This is a genomic window from Streptomyces sp. NPDC056296 (genome assembly GCF_042268605.1).
Lineage (GTDB): Bacteria > Actinomycetota > Actinomycetes > Streptomycetales > Streptomycetaceae > Streptomyces.
In genome coordinates this window covers 19,889-37,224 of sequence record NZ_JBHJRX010000059.1, presented here as the reverse complement: position 1 = coordinate 37,224, position 17,336 = coordinate 19,889, and the positions used below count along the sequence as shown (strand labels likewise).

General features: G+C 70.5%; 14 protein-coding genes. 6 read left to right on the top strand and 8 right to left on the bottom strand.

What is annotated here, in order from left to right; translation table 11 throughout:
• Nucleotides 1–44 precede the first annotated feature (44 nt).
• Nucleotides 45–1,265 carry an NYN domain-containing protein gene (locus ACFCZF_RS33125; RefSeq protein WP_375905933.1) on the bottom strand — a complete coding sequence of 407 codons (1,221 nt, stop codon included), beginning with the start codon at nt 1,263–1,265 and terminating at the stop codon, nt 45–47.
• 236 nt (nt 1,266–1,501) lie between these two features.
• On the opposite strand from ACFCZF_RS33125, the gene ACFCZF_RS33120 reads away from it, so the two are divergent.
• The gene (locus ACFCZF_RS33120) at nt 1,502–1,666 is read left to right on the top strand and encodes a hypothetical protein (protein WP_375905930.1); all 165 of its coding nucleotides are present in this window, start codon (nt 1,502–1,504) and stop codon (nt 1,664–1,666) included.
• Between the two features lie 83 nt (nt 1,667–1,749).
• On the opposite strand, the gene dnaE is transcribed toward ACFCZF_RS33120, so the two are convergent.
• Complete coding sequence (gene dnaE / locus ACFCZF_RS33115) at nt 1,750–5,289, bottom strand: DNA polymerase III subunit alpha (protein ID WP_376674775.1); 3,540 nt, start codon at nt 5,287–5,289, stop codon at nt 1,750–1,752.
• A 268-nt stretch (nt 5,290–5,557) separates the two neighbouring features.
• On the opposite strand from dnaE, the gene ACFCZF_RS33110 reads away from it, so the two are divergent.
• The 4 genes from ACFCZF_RS33110 to ACFCZF_RS33095 all read left to right on the top strand — a co-directional run bounded on the left by ACFCZF_RS33110 (nt 5,558) and on the right by ACFCZF_RS33095 (nt 10,314).
• Nucleotides 5,558–6,895, top strand: coding sequence for a DUF2252 domain-containing protein (locus ACFCZF_RS33110; RefSeq protein WP_376674774.1), 1,338 nt, complete (start codon nt 5,558–5,560; stop codon nt 6,893–6,895).
• Nucleotides 6,896–6,964: 69 nt separating this feature from the next.
• On the top strand, nt 6,965–7,672 hold the full coding sequence (locus tag ACFCZF_RS33105; protein ID WP_376674773.1) for a hypothetical protein: 708 nt from the start codon (nt 6,965–6,967) through the stop codon (nt 7,670–7,672).
• A 77-nt stretch (nt 7,673–7,749) separates the two neighbouring features.
• Nucleotides 7,750–8,550 (top strand): DsbA family protein, encoded by an 801-nt coding sequence (locus ACFCZF_RS33100; RefSeq protein WP_376674772.1) that lies wholly within the window; start codon nt 7,750–7,752, stop codon nt 8,548–8,550.
• A 78-nt stretch (nt 8,551–8,628) separates the two neighbouring features.
• Nucleotides 8,629–10,314, top strand: coding sequence for an alkaline phosphatase D family protein (locus tag ACFCZF_RS33095; protein ID WP_376674771.1), 1,686 nt, complete (start codon nt 8,629–8,631; stop codon nt 10,312–10,314).
• Here ACFCZF_RS33095 and ACFCZF_RS33090 read toward each other — a convergent pair.
• Nucleotides 10,299–10,955 carry a dienelactone hydrolase family protein gene (locus ACFCZF_RS33090; RefSeq protein ID WP_376674787.1) on the bottom strand — a complete coding sequence of 219 codons (657 nt, stop codon included), beginning with the start codon at nt 10,953–10,955 and terminating at the stop codon, nt 10,299–10,301. The two genes, ACFCZF_RS33095 and ACFCZF_RS33090, sit on opposite strands and share 16 nt — an antisense overlap.
• 60 nt (nt 10,956–11,015) lie before the next feature.
• Between ACFCZF_RS33090 and ACFCZF_RS33085 the strand changes: the two genes are divergently transcribed.
• Nucleotides 11,016–12,140 (top strand): mechanosensitive ion channel family protein, encoded by a 1,125-nt coding sequence (locus ACFCZF_RS33085; protein WP_376674770.1) that lies wholly within the window; start codon nt 11,016–11,018, stop codon nt 12,138–12,140.
• 123 nt (nt 12,141–12,263) lie between these two features.
• Here ACFCZF_RS33085 and ACFCZF_RS33080 read toward each other — a convergent pair whose 3' ends face one another.
• The 5 genes from ACFCZF_RS33080 to ACFCZF_RS33060 all read right to left on the bottom strand — a co-directional run bounded on the left by ACFCZF_RS33080 (nt 12,264) and on the right by ACFCZF_RS33060 (nt 16,842).
• Nucleotides 12,264–13,850 carry a Na+/H+ antiporter gene (locus ACFCZF_RS33080; RefSeq protein WP_375905909.1) on the bottom strand — a complete coding sequence of 529 codons (1,587 nt, stop codon included), beginning with the start codon at nt 13,848–13,850 and terminating at the stop codon, nt 12,264–12,266.
• Nucleotides 13,851–13,939: 89 nt separating this feature from the next.
• Nucleotides 13,940–14,425, bottom strand: coding sequence for a GNAT family N-acetyltransferase (locus ACFCZF_RS33075; protein ID WP_376674769.1), 486 nt, complete (start codon nt 14,423–14,425; stop codon nt 13,940–13,942).
• Nucleotides 14,422–15,366: an RluA family pseudouridine synthase gene (locus tag ACFCZF_RS33070; RefSeq protein ID WP_375905903.1), complete on the bottom strand. Its 945-nt coding sequence runs from the start codon at nt 15,364–15,366 to the stop codon at nt 14,422–14,424. The genes ACFCZF_RS33075 and ACFCZF_RS33070 overlap by 4 nt, the downstream gene beginning before the upstream one ends.
• Before the next feature lie 43 nt (nt 15,367–15,409).
• Entirely contained in the window at nt 15,410–16,003 is a 594-nt protein-coding gene (gene lspA, locus ACFCZF_RS33065; RefSeq protein ID WP_376674768.1) for a signal peptidase II, read from the bottom strand.
• 68 nt (nt 16,004–16,071) lie between these two features.
• Nucleotides 16,072–16,842: a TraR/DksA family transcriptional regulator gene (locus tag ACFCZF_RS33060; protein ID WP_376674767.1), complete on the bottom strand. Its 771-nt coding sequence runs from the start codon at nt 16,840–16,842 to the stop codon at nt 16,072–16,074.
• Nucleotides 16,843–17,336: the final 494 nt, after the last annotated feature.

Here is a 17,336-nt window from a genome sequence, read left to right as displayed (position 1 = left end):
AGTGTCGATTCAGCCGGGGAAAGCCAGGGGGCGGCCGGAGGGTCTCACTCCGCCGCGGGGGTGCGCTCGGTCGCCGTCCGCACATCGATCTCCCGCCAGAACCCGGCCCGGATGGCGTACCGGTCGTGCTCGTCGATCTGGTCGTCCTTGTGGGCCAGCAACCCGAAGCGGGCCGCGTAGCGCAGCAGCTCACCGTCGACGCGGTGCGGGATGCGCGGGTACATCCCGGAGAGCTTCTGCAGGTGGCCGTGGTCGCCGAGGCGCTCCAGCCAGCGGCGGGCGAAGACCTGCCCGACCTCGTAGGGGTCGCCGCCGACCGTGGTGATGTCCTCCTCGCGGTCGGCCCAGCGTTGCTCGGCCGTGGTCAGCTGGGCCAGCGTCGGCAGCGAGACGGCCTCGGGCGGCTCGGCGCCGGACCGGTCGACCCAGCCCTTGTCGGAGGACCAGCGCAGGGTCGCGGTCGGGGGGTGCGGGGCGGGATGGGCGGCTCCGGGCGCGCGCAGGGCGGCGAGGTCCTTGGGGGTGGGGACGCCCTTGGCGGGCGGTACGCGCTCCTCGGTGCCGTTGCGGGCGGCGGCGCCGGTCGCGGTGGGGTGCTCCGGCTCCTGGGCGGGCCGTTCGGTGGCCGCGGAGAGGGCGGACTCGGGCAGCGGTGCGGAGAGGATCGCGGCGATCTCGGGGCGGGGCACGGGCGGCGGCGCGCAGATCCCGCCGAGTTCCTTGGCGCGTACGGCCTTGGTGATCCACGTACGGTCCAGCACGCGGCGCTCGTCGGCCTCCGCGACCAGGTCCTCGGACTGGTTGTAGTCGCCGTCGGCGGCCTGCACGGCCCACAGGTGGACGGCGACGCCGTGCTCCTTGGCGGCCATCATGCCCGGCAGCAGGTCGCCGTCGCCGGTCACCAGGACGACGTCGGAGCAGGCGCGGTTGCGGGCCAGCTCGGTCAGCTCGGCGTGCATGGCGGCGTCCACGCCCTTCTGCGCCCAGCGGCCGTCACTGCGCGTGAGGGCACCCAGCCGGACGGTGACCCGGGGCATGACGCGCAGGCGGCGGTGTTCGGGCTGCGGGACGCGGTCGGGGGCGCCGTCGAACCAGTAGATGCGCAGCAGGGGCTGCTGCGTGTCGGACTCGGCGCGATCGCGAAGCCCCTGGATGAGGGCGGCGTGATCGACGGTGATGCGCGAGCGTGAGGGCTCTCCGGCGAGGAGACTGGCGGCGGCCCCCAGCAGATACCCGGCGTCCACCAGGACGATGCAGCGGTCCACGCGATCCACCCTCTTTCCGGGAGGTTTGCTTCGGGCTTCCTTCGAGTCTGCCCGACCACGCGGAGGTTAACGGCCGGAACTCGATCTTCGGCGTGGCGTTTCGGCACAAGTGGTCCGCCACCGCACCCCGACGAGCCGCGTCACGGACGGTAATTGCCCGATATGCGTTCTTTGTTGGCCTATGTGAATCTGGTTCCGGCCCTGGCCCCTAGATCCCCCTCAGGAGGTAGATCACCATGGCCAAGAACAAGAACAACCGTGATCGTAAGCAGCCCCAGGCCGAGCGCGCGCAGCAGACGGCCGAGTCGACCGTGATGGACCGCGAGGAGCAGCACGGCCCGCAGCTGACGCCCGGCGACGTCGCCTCCCGCAAGCGGCAGAAGCGCTTCGGCCACAACTGACATCCGCGAACCGGGCCGTTACGGCCCTGCGGACACGAGGGGCGCACCCGGCACCGGGTGCGCCCCTGTCTCGTTCCGCCCGCTCAGCCCGCCAGACAGGACGGGCCGAGGAGCACCTTCAGGTCGCCGAACAGGGCCGGGTCGGGCTTCACCCGGTGCCGGTCCAGGCGCAGCACCGTCGTCTTCGTCGGCCCCTGGAGCTTGATCCGCACCTCGCTGTCGCCGCGGTGGTGCGTGAGGATCTCGCCGAGGCGGCTGACCATCGGCGGAGTGACCCTGGTCGCCGGGATGGTGAGGACCACGGGCGCGTTGGTGCCCGCGTTGGACAGGTCGGGGACCAGCAGCTCCATCGCGACCAGCCGCGGCACGTCCTCGCGCTTGTCGAGCCGTCCCTTGACGAACACGACGGCGTCCTCGACGAGTTGGGTGGACACCAGCTGGTAGGTCGCCGGGAAGAACATGCACTCGATGGAGCCCGCCAGGTCCTCGACGGTGGCGATGGCCCAGGCGTTGCCCTGCTTGGTCATCTTGCGCTGGAGGCCCGAGATGATGCCGCCGATGGTGACGACCGCGCCGTCGCCGAAGTCACCGCCGGTGAGCTGGGAGATGCCCGCGTCGGCCTTGTCGGACAGCACGTGCTCCAGGCCGAAGAGCGGGTGGTCGGAGACGTAGAGGCCGAGCATCTCCCGCTCCTGGGCGAGGAGGTAGGTCTTGTCCCACTCGTCCTCGCCGAAGACGACGTCGAGTCCGAAGCCGGGCTCGTCGGTCGCCTCCTCGCCCATGCCGCCGAAGAGGTCGAACTGACCCTCGGCCTCCTTGCGCTTGACCGCGACCACGTTGTCGATCATCGGCTCGTACTGCGCGGTGAGGCCCTTGCGGGTGTGGCCCATCTCGTCGAAGGCGCCGGCCTTGATCAGCGACTCCGTCGTCCGCTTGTTGCAGACGACCGCCTCCACCTTGTCCAGGTAGTCGGGGAAGGAGCCGTACTTCCCCTTGGCCTTGCGGCACCTGATGATCGACTCGACGACGTTGGTGCCGACGTTGCGCACGGCGGAGAGGCCGAAGAGGATCACGTCGTCGCCCTGCGCGGCGAAGTTCGACATGGACTCGTTGACGTTGGGCGGCAGGACCTTGATGCCCATGCGCCGGCACTCGTTCAGGTAGACGGCCGACTTGTCCTTGTCGTCCTTGACCGAGGTGAGCAGGGCGGCCATGTACTCGGCCGGGTAGTTCGCCTTCAGGTATCCGGTCCAGTACGAGACCAGTCCGTACGCGGCCGAGTGCGCCTTGTTGAAGGCGTAGCCGGCGAAGGGGACCAGCACGTCCCACAGGGCCTGGATGGCCTCGTCGCTGTAACCGTTCTTCCTGGCGCCCTCCTGGAAGAGGACGAAGTTCTTCGCCAGCTCGTCGGGCTTCTTCTTGCCCATCACGCGGCGCAGGATGTCGGCCTCGCCGAGCGAGTAGCCCGCGATGATCTGGGCGGCCTTCTGCACCTGCTCCTGGTAGACGATCAGGCCGTGGGTGACCGCCAGGACCTCCTGGAGGGGCTCCTCCAGCTCCTTGTGGATCGGCGTGATCTCCTGGAGGCCGTTCTTGCGCAGCGCGTAGTTGGTGTGCGAGTCCATGCCCATGGGGCCGGGACGGTAGAGCGCGGAGACGGCGGAGATGTCTTCGAAGTTGTCCGGCTTCATCAGCCGCAGCAGCGAGCGCATCGGTCCGCCGTCGAACTGGAAGACGCCGAGCGTGTCGCCGCGCTGGAGCAGGTCGAAGGTCGTGGGGTCGTCCAGCGGCAGGGACAGCAGGTCGAGGTCGACGCCCTTGTTGGACTTCACCATCTTGACGGCGTCGTCCATGATCGTGAGGTTGCGCAGGCCGAGGAAGTCCATCTTCAGCAGGCCGAGCGACTCGCACTGCGGGTAGTCCCACTGCGTGATGGTCACGCCGTCGGTGTGCCGCACCCAGATCGGGGCGTGGTCGACGATGGGCTCGCTGGACATGATCACGCCGGCCGCGTGCACGCCCATCTGCCGGACCAGGCCCTCGACGCCCTTGGCGGTGTCGATGACCTTCTTCACGTCCGGCTCGTTCTCGTACATCGAGCGGATCTCGCCGGCCTCGCTGTAGCGGGGGTGCGTGGAGTCCGTGATGCCGTTGAGGTCGATGCCCTTGCCGAGGACGTCGGCGGGCATGGCCTTGGTGAGCCGGTCGCCCATGGCGTACGGGTAGCCCAGCACGCGCGCGGAGTCCTTGATGGCGTTCTTCGCCTTGATCTTGCCGTACGTGCCGATCATGGCGACCTTGTCGGCGCCGTACTTCTCCGTCACGTACCTGATCACCTCGACGCGCCTGCGCTCGTCGAAGTCGATGTCGACGTCGGGCATGGAGACGCGCTCGGGGTTGAGGAACCGCTCGAAGATCAGGCCGTGCGGGATCGGGTCGAGGTCGGTGATGCCCATGGCGTACGCCACGATCGAACCGGCTGCGGAGCCTCGGCCGGGGCCGACCGCGATGCCCTGGTTCTTGGCCCACATGATGAAGTCGGCGACCACGAGGAAGTAGCCCGGGAACCCCATCTGGATGATGACGTCCATCTCGTACTCGGCCTGCTTCTGGCGGTCCTCGGGGACCTGGCCCGAGAAGCGGCGCTCCATGCCGCGGCGGACCTCCTCCTGGAACCAGGTGACCTCGGTGAAGCCCGCGGGGATGTCGAACTTCGGCATGAGGTCGCGCTTCTCGAACATGCCGTCGACGTCGATCATCTCGGCGATCAGGCGCGTGTTGGCGCAGCCCTCCTGCCAGGCGTCGGAGGAGTCGATGGCGTACATCTCGTCCGTCGACTTCAGGTAGTAGCCGGTGCCGTCGAAGCGGAAGCGGTCCGGGTCGGAGAGGTTCTTGCCGGTCTGGATGCACAGCAGGGCGTCGTGGGCGGTCGCCTCGTGCGCGTAGGTGTAGTGCGAGTCGTTCGTCACCAGGGGCGGGATGCCGAGCTTCTTCCCGATCTCCAGCAGGCCGTCGCGGACCCGGTGCTCGATCTCGATGCCGTGGTCCATCAGCTCCAGGAAGTAGCGGTCCTTGCCGAAGATGTCCTGGTAGTCGGCGGCCGCCTGGAGGGCCTCGTCGAAGTGGCCGAGGCGCAGCCGGGTCTGCACCTCGCCGGAGGGGCAGCCGGTGGAGGCGACGATCCCCTCGGACCACTGGGAGATCGTCTCCTTGTCCATCCGGGGCCACTTCTGCAGCCAGCCCTCGGCGTACGCGTCGGAGGAGAGGCGGAAGAGGTTGTGCAGGCCGGTCTTGTTGGTCGCCCACATCGTCTTGTGGGTGTAACCGCCCGAACCGGAGACGTCGTCCCGCTTCTGGTGCGGCTGGCCCCACTGGATCTTGCGCTTGTTGCGGCGGGACTCGGGGGCGACGTACGCCTCGATGCCGATGATCGGCGTGACTCCGGCCTTCTTCGCGGAGTGGAAGAAGTCGTACGCCCCGTGCAGGTTGCCGTGGTCGGACATGGCGATGTGCGACATGCCCATCTCATTGCAGGCGTCGAACATGTCCTTCAGCCGCGCGGCACCGTCCAGCAGCGAGTACTGGGTGTGGACGTGCAGGTGCGTGAACGGCGGCTTGGACACGTTCGGCCTCCTGGGAGAACAGTGGGCGACGGGCCGACGGCGGGCTGCGGTCGGTCCGGGGGTCAGCGTCGAAGTCTATGCCTCGCCACTGACACTCCGAGGGTTTCCCCGCGTACCTTCGGGGGCGGGCCCGCGTGTCGGGGCGAGCCCCCGGGCACGGGCCGGGGCGAGCCCCCGGGCACGGGCACTCCCGCACCCCTTCGAACGTTGGTCCGAGTGGAGGATCGCTCCGCTCGTCACGCACCATCCGCACCAGGAGGCACCAGGCATGTCGGTCCCGCAGCTCAACGAGGAGCGCGGCGAGGAGATCCTCGCCGTCTTCGACACCGCCTTCGGCCAGCTGCTGGCCGCGGATCCGGCGGCGTTCCGCGTGAAGTTCCGGAAGATGGCGGCCTCGGCCTTCGCGTTCTACCGCGGCACCGCAAACCTCTTTTACCACGATTTGACCGTGGACCAGGAGTTCGGTTCGAAGAGCGGCGGCCCGTACCTGGACGACCGGACCTCCCGGGTCTGGATCCACGGCGACCTGCACGCGGAGAACTTCGGCACGTACATGGACTCGACCGGTCGGCTGATCTTCAATGTCAACGACTTCGACGAGGCCTACGTCGGCCCCTTCACCTGGGACCTCAAGCGCTTCGCCGCCTCCGTCGCGCTGATCGGGTACGCGAAGGCGTTCAGCGACGAGCAGATCACCGAGCTGGTGCGGGTGTACGCGGGCGCGTACCGCGAGCGGATCCACGCCCTGGCCACCGGCGCCAAGAGCGACGAGGTGCCGCCGTTCACGCTGGACACCGCGGACGGGCCGCTGCTGGGCGCGCTGCGCGTGGCCCGCTCCCTGACCCGTTTCGGGCTGCTGGAGTCGATGACGGAGATCCGTGACTTCGAACGCCGCTTCGCCCCGGGCGGCGGCTCCATCGAGCTGGACGCGGCCACGCGCTACAAGGTGCTCGCGGCCTTCGACGGCTACCTGGAGACGCTCCCGGAGTCGTCCCTGGCCCGCCCCGACTCCTACCGCGTGAAGGACGTCGTCGGCCGCCGGGGCATCGGCATCGGATCGGCCGGCCTGCCCTCGTACAACATCCTCCTGGAGGGCAACAGCGACGCCCTGGAGAACGACGTCGTGATCTACATCAAGCAGGCCCAGACCCCGGCGGTCTCCCGGTACATCACCGACGAGGCGATCCGGGACTACTTCCAGCACGAGGGCCACCGCACGGTGATCTCCCAGCGCGCCCTCCAGGCGCACGCCGACCCGTGGCTGGGCTGGACCGAGCTGGACGGCTCGGGCCAGCTGGTCGCGGAGGTCTCGCCGTACGCGGTCGACCTGGACTGGGGCGACATCGACGACCCGGAGGAGATCGCCGAGGTCGTCGCCGACCTGGGCCGGGCCACGGCCACCATGCACGGGGCGGCGGACGACCAGTCCGGGGAGTCCCTGGTGCCCTTCTCCACCGAGCGGGCCATCGACGCGGCGATCGCGGCGGACGAGGAGAACTTCGCGCCCCTGCTGATCGACTTCGCGCACCAGTACGGCGCACGCGCGCGTGCCGACCACCAGACCTTCGTCGACCTGTTCCGCAACGGCCGGATCCCAGGTCTATAACCGTCCGCTTCCTCACAGGAACCCTTTAGCGGTCCCTTACCGGGCCCCATGACACACTCTTCTATCGCTATGGACATATCCGGAACCCCGCTCAGAGCCGTACGCGCGGCGCTGTTCACGGCACTCGTCGTGACGCTCAGCACCGCGTCGCACGTGTTGCTGTCCGGGGTTCCGCTGCCGCTGCCCACCGTGGCCGCAGTCGCCGCCGTCGTGTTCCTGATCGCGTACGCCCTGGCCGGGCGGCGCGAGCGCGGCTTCGGGCGGATCGCCGCCCTGCTGATCCCGCTGGAGCTGGCCGCCGACACGGTCTTCACCACCGGCCAGCACGTCTGCTACGGGCGGACGGGCGGCCCGGTCGCGGGCCCGTTGCGCTCCGTCGGCTTCGACGTGCTGTGCGGCGACGGGACGGGCGTCCACGCCGGCGTCGCCGCCCCGCTGACCCGGGTGACCGGCGCCGAGACCGACCGGCTGGCGACCGTGCTCGCCGACGCCGACCCCGCGACCGCCTGGCTGCTGCTCGGCGCGCACGTGGGCGTCGGCCTGCTGGCCGCGGCCTGGCTGCGGCGCGGCGAACGCGCGCTGGCCCAGTTGCTGAGCGCCGTGGCCGCGACCACCTTCCGGCCGCTGCTGCTCGCCGTCGCGGCCGTGAGCGTGCGCCGGGCCCCGGCGGTTCGCCGCCCGGCAGCCCCGGCCCGCCGCAGCACCGGCGCCCGCGAGCGGATCCTCACGCACTCCCTGGGGCGTCGCGGACCGCCGTGCTCGGCCGCCCTCGTGTGACCCGTCACCGAGCACCAGCAGTCCCCCATACGTATTCCGCACACCCCCGTGTGCGCGTCCCCGGAGAGATCATCACCATGAGCAAGCGGAACAGCCAGGCGGCGAAGTCGGCGGCCCGTGAGCGCCTGCGCCAGGAGCGCGAGCGTCAGGCCAAGCGCGACAAGGCCAAGCGGCAGGGCATCGTGGCCGTCTCCATCGTCGGCGTGCTGGCGATAGCCGGCGGCATCGGCTACGCCGTCATGCAGATGAACGAGCCCTCGAAGTGGGAGAAGGCCGCCGACGCCAAGGTGACGGCCCCGGCCAACACCTCCGGCAAGAACGGCACCACGGTCACTCTCGGCGAGTCCAAGAGCGACAACGTCGTCCACCTCTACGAGGACCCGCGCTGCCCGGGCTGCGCCTCCTTCGAGCAGGGCATCGGCGAGGCCGTCAACAAGGGCATGGAGGACGGCGACTACAAGCTCTCCTTCACGATCGGCACCTTCCTCGACGGGAACCTCGGCGGCGAGGGCTCGAAGAACGCGCTCAGCGCGCTCGGTGCCGCGCTGAACGTCAGCCCCGAGGCGTTCATCGACTACAAGACCGCGCTGTACTCCGCCGAGTACCACCCGGAGGAGTCGACCGACGAGTTCGCCAAGGACGACTACCTGATCAAGGTCGCCAACTCGGTCGACGCCCTGAAGAACAACAAGAAGTTCCAGGACGCCGTCGAGAAGGGCACCTACGACGCCTGGGCGATGAAGATGGGCGATTCCTTCCAGAAGGCCGAGGGCGTCCAGTCGACCCCGACCGTCAAGATCAACGACAAGGTGATCGAGACTCCGAGCACCGACGCCGAGTGGCAGAAGGCGCTCAAGGACGCGGGCGTCACCAAGTAACGAAGAACGGCGAACGAGCGGGCGAACTTTGGCGAGTTCGCCCGCTCGCGCGCTTACCGATCAGTAATCTGATCGCCCGTGACCAGTCGACACAGATCATCCGAGAGCACCTTCCCGTCGTCCGCCGACGGCGCGAACACCCGCACCCCGAGCCGCCGCACGGTCGTCAAGGCCGCGGCGGCCGGCGCCGTTCTGGCCGCCCCGCTCGCGGCGGCGCTGCCCGCCGGTGCCGCCGACGCCGCCCCCGCCTTCCTGCACGGTGTCGCCTCCGGCGATCCGCTGCCCGACGGTGTCCTGCTGTGGACCCGGGTGACCCCGACGCCCGAGGCGATACCGGGCTCGGGCCTCGGCCCGGACACCGAGGTGGGCTGGGTCGTCGCCCTGGACAAAGGGTTCACGAACATCGTCGCCAAGGGGTCCACCACGGCGACGGCCGCCTCCGACCACACCGTCAAGGCGGACATCCGGGGCCTCGCCCCCGCCACGGACTACTGGTTCCGCTTCTCCGCCGGTCCCACCGACTCCCCCGCCGCCCGCACCCGCACCGCCCCCGCGGCCGACGCCGCCGTCCCGGGCCTGCGCTTCGGCGTGGTCTCCTGCGCCAACTGGGAGGCCGGCCACTTCTCGTCGTACCGGCATCTCGCGGCCCGCGGCGATCTGGACACCTGGCTGCATCTGGGCGACTACATCTACGAGTACGGCACCGGCGAGTACGGCACCCGGGACACCGTCGTACGGCCGCACGCACCCGCCCACGAGATCCTCACGCTCGCCGACTACCGCGTCCGGCACGGCCGGTACAAGACCGACCCCGACCTCCAGGCGCTGCACGCCGCGGCACCGGTCGTGGCGATCTGGGACGACCACGAGATCGCCAACGACACCTGGTCGGGCGGCGCCGAGAACCACACCGAGGGCGCCGAGGGCACCTGGGCGGCGCGGCAGGCCGCCGGCAAGCGGGCCTACTTCGAGTGGATGCCGGTCCGTCCCGCGATCGCCGGCACCACCTACCGCAGGCTGCGCTTCGGCAAGCTGGCCGACCTGTCGCTGCTGGACCTGCGTTCCTTCCGCTCGCAGCAGGTGGCGCTCGGCGACGGCGAGGTCGACGACCCGGAGCGCACCCTCACCGGCCGCGCCCAGCTCGACTGGCTCAAGTCCGGGCTCACGGCCTCCGACACCACCTGGCGGCTGGTCGGCAACTCGGTGATGATCTCGCCGTTCGCCGTCGGCTCGATCCCCGCCGAGCTGCTGAAGCCGCTCGCCGAGCTGCTGGGGCTGCCCAAGGAGGGCCTCGCCCTCAACACCGACCAGTGGGACGGGTACACCGACGACCGCCGCGAACTGCTGGCGCACCTGCGCGCGCACGCCATCCGCAACACGGTCTTCCTGACCGGCGACATCCACATGGCGTGGGCCAACGACGTGCCGCACAACGCCGCCACGTACCCGCTGTCCGCCTCCGCCGCCACGGAGTTCGTCGTCACCTCGGTGACCTCCGACAACCTCGACGACATCGTGAAGGTCCCCGAGGGCACGGTCTCGGCGATCGCGGCGCCGGTCATCCGGGCCGCGAACCGGCACGTCCGCTGGGTCGACACCGACCGGCACGGCTACGGCGTGCTGGACATCACCGCGGACCGGACGCAGATGGACTACTACGTCGTCTCCGACCGCACCGATCCGGACGCCACGTCGAAGTGGGCCCGTTCGTACCGCACGCGCAGCGGCACACAGCGGGTCGAGCGCGTCTACGCGCCGGTCTGATCCCCGTCGCCGGGAGCGTCCGCCTCCTGGAGCGAGTCGAGGAAGCCGAGCGCCACCCGCCAGGTGGCCTCGGCCGCCTCCTCGTCGTGGTCCGGCAGGTCGGGGTCGGTGTAGAGGTGGCCGGCCCCCGCGTATCTGTACACCTCGACGTCGGCGCCGATCCGGCCCATCTGGAGATACCAGGCGCTGAGCCAGTCGTCCGTCTCGAAGGCGTCCGGCTCGGCGACGTGCAGCTGGACCGGCAGGTCGTCCACCGAGGCGTTGGCCGCGATGTCCGAGGTGCCGTGCAGGAGCAGCAGTCCGCGCGCCCGGTGGTCGCCGAGGGCGAGGGTCTGGGCGATGGAGGCGCCGAGCGAGAACCCGGCGTACACCAGTCCGCGTTCGGAATAGGGGGCGGCGGCCAGCACCGCCCGCTTCAGCAGCTCCTCCCTGCCGATGCCGTCCTGATGGGCCATGCCCTCCTCGACCGTGTCGAACGTCCGGCCCTCGAAGAGGTCCGGGGTCCACACCTGGTGCCCGGCTTCGCGCAGCCGGTCGGCGGCCTGCCGCACCGCGGGCCTCGGGCCAAGGGTCGAGTGAAAGAGCACGATGTTCATGAGGCCATGGTGCCAGCCGGGTGTGACAACGCGGTGCGCGGCGATACCCGGGACGGGACGGAAGTCACAGGTTCACAGCGTGGCGGGGACGGTTACGTTCGAGGGATGGAGACCATACTCCGCCCCCTGATCGTGGTCGGCGGTTCCGTCCTGCTGACCTTGGTCATCGGATGGGCCACCGACCTGCTGCTGCGCAAGGCCGACGGACGGCACCCCGAGACGCCCCTGTGGGGGCTGCTGCGCCGTGCCCGCATTCCCTACCAGCTCCTCCTCTGCTCGGCGCTGCTGAGAGGGTCGTACGTCGAGGCACAGGTGTTCCCCGACCACCGGGAGGGGGTCGGCCGGACGCTGACGCTGGTGCTGATCGGCTCGGCGGCCTGGATGGTGATCCGGATCGCCGCGGCGGTCGTCGAGACCTCGTACTCCCGCTACGCCCACGCGCACGCCCAGCGGAACCCGGCCCGGGTACGCCGGGTGCGTACCCAGGTGTCGCTGATCATGCGGGTGGTCTCGGCGGTCGTCGGCGTGGTCGCCGTGGCGTCGATGCTGCTGACGTTCCCCGCGATGCAGGCGGCGGGCGCCTCGCTGCTGGCCTCGGCCGGCATCCTCGGCATCGTCGCCGGTGTCGCCGCCCAGTCCACGCTCAGCAACATGTTCGCCGGGTTCCAGATCGCCTTCGGCGACATGGTGCGCATGGGCGACACGGTCGTGGTGGACGGGGAGTGGGGCACCGTCGAGGAGATCACGCTCACCTTCCTGACCGTGCGCACCTGGGACGAGCGCCGGATCACCATGCCGGTGTCGTACTTCACGTCCAAGCCGTTCGAGAACTGGTCGCGCGGCACCCCGCAGATGACCGGCACCGTCTTCTGGTACCTCGACCACTCGGCTCCCCTGGAGGCGATGCGGGAGCGGCTGCGCGACGTCCTGCGCGAGTGCCCGGCCTGGGACGGCCGCGACTACAACCTGACCGTCACGGACACCACCCCGAACACCTTGCAGGTCCGGGCCCTGGTGACGGCGAAGGACGCGGACGACATCTGGACGGTCCGGGTGACGGTCCGCGAGGGAATGATCCGCTGGCTCGCCGACGAGCACCCGTACGCCCTGCCCCGGGTCAACACGGCGGACGCGGCCCTGCGCGGGTCCCCCGACGGCTTGCACCGCCCCCGCCGGTCCCCCGACGGAGCCCCCCGCCGCTTCCCTGACCAGCCGGCGAAGAGCCTGTGACCGCGAGGACGAGCTTGTGACCGCGTCAAAGAGCTCGTGACGGCGACGGCGAGATCGTGACCGCGTCAAAGAGCTCGTGACGGCGAGGGCGAGATCGTGACCGCGAGGACGTGCGCGGCCCGCTCAGCGCAGGCTGCGCACGTCCAGCTGGCGCAGCACCCGGTCCACGATCTCCGGGGTGGCTCCCGGTTCGCTGCGCGCGGCCAGCACCTCGTGGCGCGCGGCGCTCATCATCTCGCCCTGGATGCGGCGGATCCGCTTCAGCCGCCGGGCCCGCTGCTCCTGCGCCTCGCGCCGCTCCTCGTCGCCGACGTCGGGACTGATCCGCATCCCGATGTCGAGGGCCCGTCGCAGCAACTGCTCGGACAGCTCCTCCGGCAGTTCCTCGACCGACTCGATCTCCCTGAGCCGCTGCTTGGCCGCCTTGGCCGCCCGTACGGCCAGCTCCTTCTCGTACTCCTTCTCCCGCTCGGTGTCCGCCCGCACCCCGAGCCGGCTCACCAGCCACGGCAGCGTCAGGCCCTGCAGCAGCAGCGTGACCATGATCACGCCGAAGGCGACGAAGATGATCTCCTCGCGGTGCGGGAAGGCGGATCCGTCGTCCGTCTTCAGCGGGATCGCGAGCGCCAGCGCGACCGAGGCGACGCCCCGCATGCCCGACCACCACATGACGACGGTCTCCCGCAAGGACATGGGGATGTCCTCGTCGTGGTCGCGTCTGGCGTGCAGCCGCTTCGTCAGCCAGGTGGCCGGCAGCAGCCACACCAGCCGCACCAGGATCACCACGCCGGCGATGGCCGCGGCCCAGCCGAGCAGTTCGGTCCAGCGTCCGGAGGCCGTGCGGATCGCGTTGTGCAGTTCCAGGCCGACGAGCCCGAAGGCGACGCCGGTGACGAGCGTGTCGACCACGTCCCACACGGTGTGCCCGGCGAGCCGGGTCATCACGTCGTCGGCGTCGAAGGCGTACTCGGCGAGGAACATCGCGGTGGTGAGCACCGCGAGCACCCCGGAGCCGTGCAGTTCCTCGGCCAGGACGTACGACCCGTAGGGCACCAGCAGCGTCAGGCCGATCTGCAGGGTGGCGTCCCCCAGCAGGCTCAGCAGTTTGTTGGTGGCCCAGCCCAGCGCGAGACCGACCGCGACGGCGACGACGGCGGACAGCACCAGGTCGAGTCCGGCCCGCCACGGCGAGAAGGTGCCGCCGACGGCCGCGGCGATGGCCACGTGGTACAGGACGATGGCCGTCACGTCGTTGAACAGCCCCTCGCCCTCCAGAATGGAGACCAGGCGGCGTGGCAGCCCGAGTTGACCGGCGACGGCGGTCGCCGCGACCGGGTCGGGCGGCGCCACCAGCGCGCCCAGGGCGAAGGCGGCGGCGATCGGCAGCCCCGGCACGACGGCGCTCGCCACCGCGGCCACGCAGGTCATGGTGACGAAGACCAGCGCGACCGCCAGCAGGAAGATCGGGCGCTTGTTGGCCGCGAACTGCCGCCAGGACGTGCGCCGCACGGCCGCGTAGAGCAGCGGCGGCAGCAGCGCGGGCAGGATCAGCTCGGGCGGGATGTCGACGTTGGGCACGAATTCGAGCAGCGCCAGGACGATGCCGAGGACCGTCATCAGCACCGGCGCCGGCAGCCCGAGCCGGGCGCCGATCGGAACGCTCAGCAGGGCCCCGAGCAGCAGGATGAACAACAGGGCCAGCTGATCCACGGTCACCGCTCCGGTGGGGTCTCGGCGTTCACACGGCGGACCTCAAGCCTGCCACGTCACCGGCCCCACCAGCCGTTCGGCGCCTTGGCCTACAGGGCGCGCCGCATCGCGCGGTGGGGGATCCCGGCGTCGGGGAACTCGGGTCCGTACGCCTCGTACCCCAGTCGCTCGTAGAAACCCAGGGCGTGGGTCTGCGCGTGCAGGTCCACCGCGGTGAGTCCACGCGCGCGTGCCGTCTCCTCGACGGCCCGCACGAGGGCGGCTCCGACGCCCAGTCCGCGGGCGGGCGCGGTCACCGCGAGCCGGCCCAGGGAGCCGACGGCCGGGTCGCCGTCGCCGTTCTTCGCCGCGGCGGCCTCCCCGTGCAGCAGCCGGCCGGTACCCAGCGGTACGCCGTCCGCCCGGACCGCCAGGACGTGCACGGCGTCGGCGTCGTAGGCGTCGTACTCGATGTCCTCCGGGACCCTCTGCTCGACGACGAAGACGTCCTTGCGCACCGCGAAGCACGCCTCCCGGTCGCCGGGGTCCTCGGCCACCCGCACCACGTACGACAGCGCCCGGTCCGGGACGCTCATCCGTAGGTCTCCTCGCGAACCAGGTCCAGGGCCTGCTGGAGGTCGTCGGGGTACTCGCTGGCGTACTCGACCCACTGCCCGTCGCCGGGGTGCTCGAAGCCGAGCCGTACGGCGTGCAGCCACTGGCGGGTGAGGCGCAGCCGCTTGCCGAGCGTGGGGTCGGCGCCGTAGGTCAGGTCGCCGACGCAGGGGTGGCGGTGGGCGGCCATGTGGACGCGGATCTGGTGGGTGCGGCCGGTCTCCAGCTTCACGTCGAGCAGGGAGGCGGCGCGGAAGGCCTCGATGAGGTCGTAGTGCGTGACGGAGGGCTTGCCCTCGGCGGTGACGGCCCACTTGTAGTCGTGCTGGGGGTGGCGGCCGATGGGGGCGTCGATGGTGCCGCTGGTCGGGTCGGGGTGGCCCTGCACGAGCGTGTGGTAGCGCTTGTCGACCGTGCGCTCCTTGAACTGACGCTTGAGCGAGGTGTACGCCCGCTCCGACTTCGCCACCGCCATCAGGCCGGACGTGCCCACGTCGAGGCGGTGCACGATGCCCTGCCGCTCGGCGGCGCCGGACGTGGAGATGCGGTACCCGGCGGCGGCCAGGCCGCCGATGACCGTCGGTCCGCTCCAGCCGGGCGAGGGGTGGGCGGCGACGCCGACCGGCTTGACGATGACGACCACGTCGTCGTCGTCGTGCACGATCTCCATGCCCTCGACGGGCTCGGCGACGATCTGCACGGGCGCGGGCGCCTGCGGCATCTCGACCTCGAGCCAGGCGCCGCCGTGGACGCGCTCGGACTTGCCGACCACCGATCCGTCGACCTGCACCTTGCCCGCCGCGGCGAGCTCCGCGGCCTTGGTACGGGAGAAGCCGAACATGCGGGAGATGGCGGCGTCGACGCGCTCGCCCTCCAGGCCGTCGGGCACGGGCAGGGTACGGATCTCGGGAATCGTGCTCACCCGTCGAGTATGCCGGACGGGTCGGACACTCCCGACCGCGCGCTCAGTCCTTGTGGACGGTCCCGTCCGGGTCCAGGCCCCGGAAGGAGAGGATCACGATCAGGATGCCGCCGCAGACGATCGCCGAGTCGGCGAGGTTGAAGACGGCGAAGTGCTTGGGTGCGATGAAGTCCACGACCGCGCCCTCGAAGACGCCGGGCGCACGGAAGATCCGGTCGGTGAGGTTGCCGAGGGCGCCGCCCAGCAGCATGCCGAGCGCGATCGCCCACGGCAGGCTGTAGAGCTTGCGCGCGAGGCGGGCGATCACCACGATGACGGCCGCCGCGATCACCGTGAAGATCACGGTGAAGGCCTCGCCGAAGCCGAAGGCCGCGCCCGCGTTGCGGATCGCCACGAACCGCAGCCAGTCCCCGACGATCTCGATGGGCTCCTGGTGCTCCAGCTTGGCGACCACGATCATCTTGCTGACCAGGTCGAGGAGGTACGCGAACGTGGCCACCGCGAACAGCACGGCGATACGCCGCTTGCCCCGAGGGTGCTCCGGGGGCCGCTCCTGCTCGGCGTCGGGCCGCTCCTGCCCGTCCCCCGCCGCATCCGGGGTGTCCGGCGTACCGATGATGCGCTCCGCCTCTGCCACGTGAGTCCCTCGACCTAGGTACCTGACTGAGGACGAGGGTACGGCACGCCTTCCGTCCCGGCGGCTGATCAGTACCGCCGCTCCTGCTTCTGCTTGCACTCGACGCACAGGGTGGCCCTCGGGAAGGCCTGCATGCGCGCCTTGCCGATGGGGTTGCCGCAGTTCTCGCACAGGCCGTAGGTGCCCGCGTCCAGGCGTTCCAGGGCGCGCTCGGTCTGGGTGAGCACCTCCCGCGCGGTGGCGGCCAGCGCCAGTTCGTGCTCGCGCGTGATGTTCTTGCTGCCGGTGTCCGCCTCGTCGTCGCCCGCACCGTCCCCGGAGTCCCGCATCATGCCCTGCAGCGACCGCTCGGAGGAGTCGATCTCGGTGCGCAGCCGGTCGGCCTCGGACTGCAGCTCCCCGCGCGCCTCCTCGACCTCTTGCGGGGTCCAGGGTTCCTCGCCGGGGCGTACCGCGAGGTCGCCGGGGTCCGCAGCGGCGCCGCGGGCCTTGGGAACGGCGGTCTTGGCCGCCGTGGCCGTGCCAGGAGTCTTCTTCGCAACCACCGTCGTGGCTCCCGTCTGCTCCGCGGCCTCGGCCGCGCCCACTTTCTTGGCCGTGCTCTTCTTCGCCGTGCTCTTCTTGGCCGCGGTCTTCTTCGCCGCGGTCTTCTTCGCCGCGGTCTTCTTCGCCGCGGTCTTCTTCGCGGTGGTGCTCTTCTCTTCGGTGCTCTTCTCTTCGGTGCTCTTCTTCGCCGCACTCTTCTTCGCGGCGGTCTTCTTCGCGGCCGTCGTCTTCTTGGCAGCGGACTTCTTCTCAGTCGCCTCCGACTGCTCTACGGCGGTCTTCTTCGCCACCATGGCCGCGGCCCCTTCACATATTGTGATCTTGCGCGCGAATCGTGCTGGGACGATAAATCGACTTGGGCCCCGCGGCAACGGGGCACGCCGCCCGATTCGCCCGCCCACCGCGAGCCGCGCGGCGAGCATGCATGCGTTGTGCCCAGCTCCCCGCCCGGTAATCCGCCGGCCCTGAGCCCTGCCGGACGCGCCGGGGCCCGACGCCCGACCGCGGCATTCGGGTCACGCCGGACCGTAAGGAGGCCGTACGACGCCCCGCCCCACCCGGCGCCGAAAACCGGTCGGCCGCTGTCCGCGCGGCGCCGTACACTGGGCGCAGCGAAAAGCGTGGATGGGGACGAGTAGCGACGTACGCAGCCCAGAGCGACCCGGGGACGGTGTGAGCCCGGGGGCGAGCGCGACGTGAAGATCACCCCGGAGCCGCCGGAAGAAAGCCGTGACCGGACGATCACGGCGAGTAGAGCCGGCTCGCGACCCCAATGAGGGGGCTGACC

Excerpts from the sequence above, each read along its gene's own strand:
- ACFCZF_RS33075 (WP_376674769.1), bottom strand. The coding sequence starts at position 14,425 with ATGAGCGTCCCGGACCGGGCGCTGTCGTACGTGGTGCGGGTGGCCGAG.
- ACFCZF_RS33100 (WP_376674772.1), top strand. The coding sequence starts at position 7,750 with ATGAGCAAGCGGAACAGCCAGGCGGCGAAGTCGGCGGCCCGTGAGCGC.
- ACFCZF_RS33120 (WP_375905930.1), top strand. The coding sequence starts at position 1,502 with ATGGCCAAGAACAAGAACAACCGTGATCGTAAGCAGCCCCAGGCCGAG.
- ACFCZF_RS33085 (WP_376674770.1), top strand. The coding sequence starts at position 11,016 with ATGGAGACCATACTCCGCCCCCTGATCGTGGTCGGCGGTTCCGTCCTG.
- ACFCZF_RS33060 (WP_376674767.1), bottom strand. The coding sequence starts at position 16,842 with ATGGTGGCGAAGAAGACCGCCGTAGAGCAGTCGGAGGCGACTGAGAAG.
- ACFCZF_RS33105 (WP_376674773.1), top strand. The coding sequence starts at position 6,965 with ATGGACATATCCGGAACCCCGCTCAGAGCCGTACGCGCGGCGCTGTTC.
- ACFCZF_RS33110 (WP_376674774.1), top strand. The coding sequence starts at position 5,558 with ATGTCGGTCCCGCAGCTCAACGAGGAGCGCGGCGAGGAGATCCTCGCC.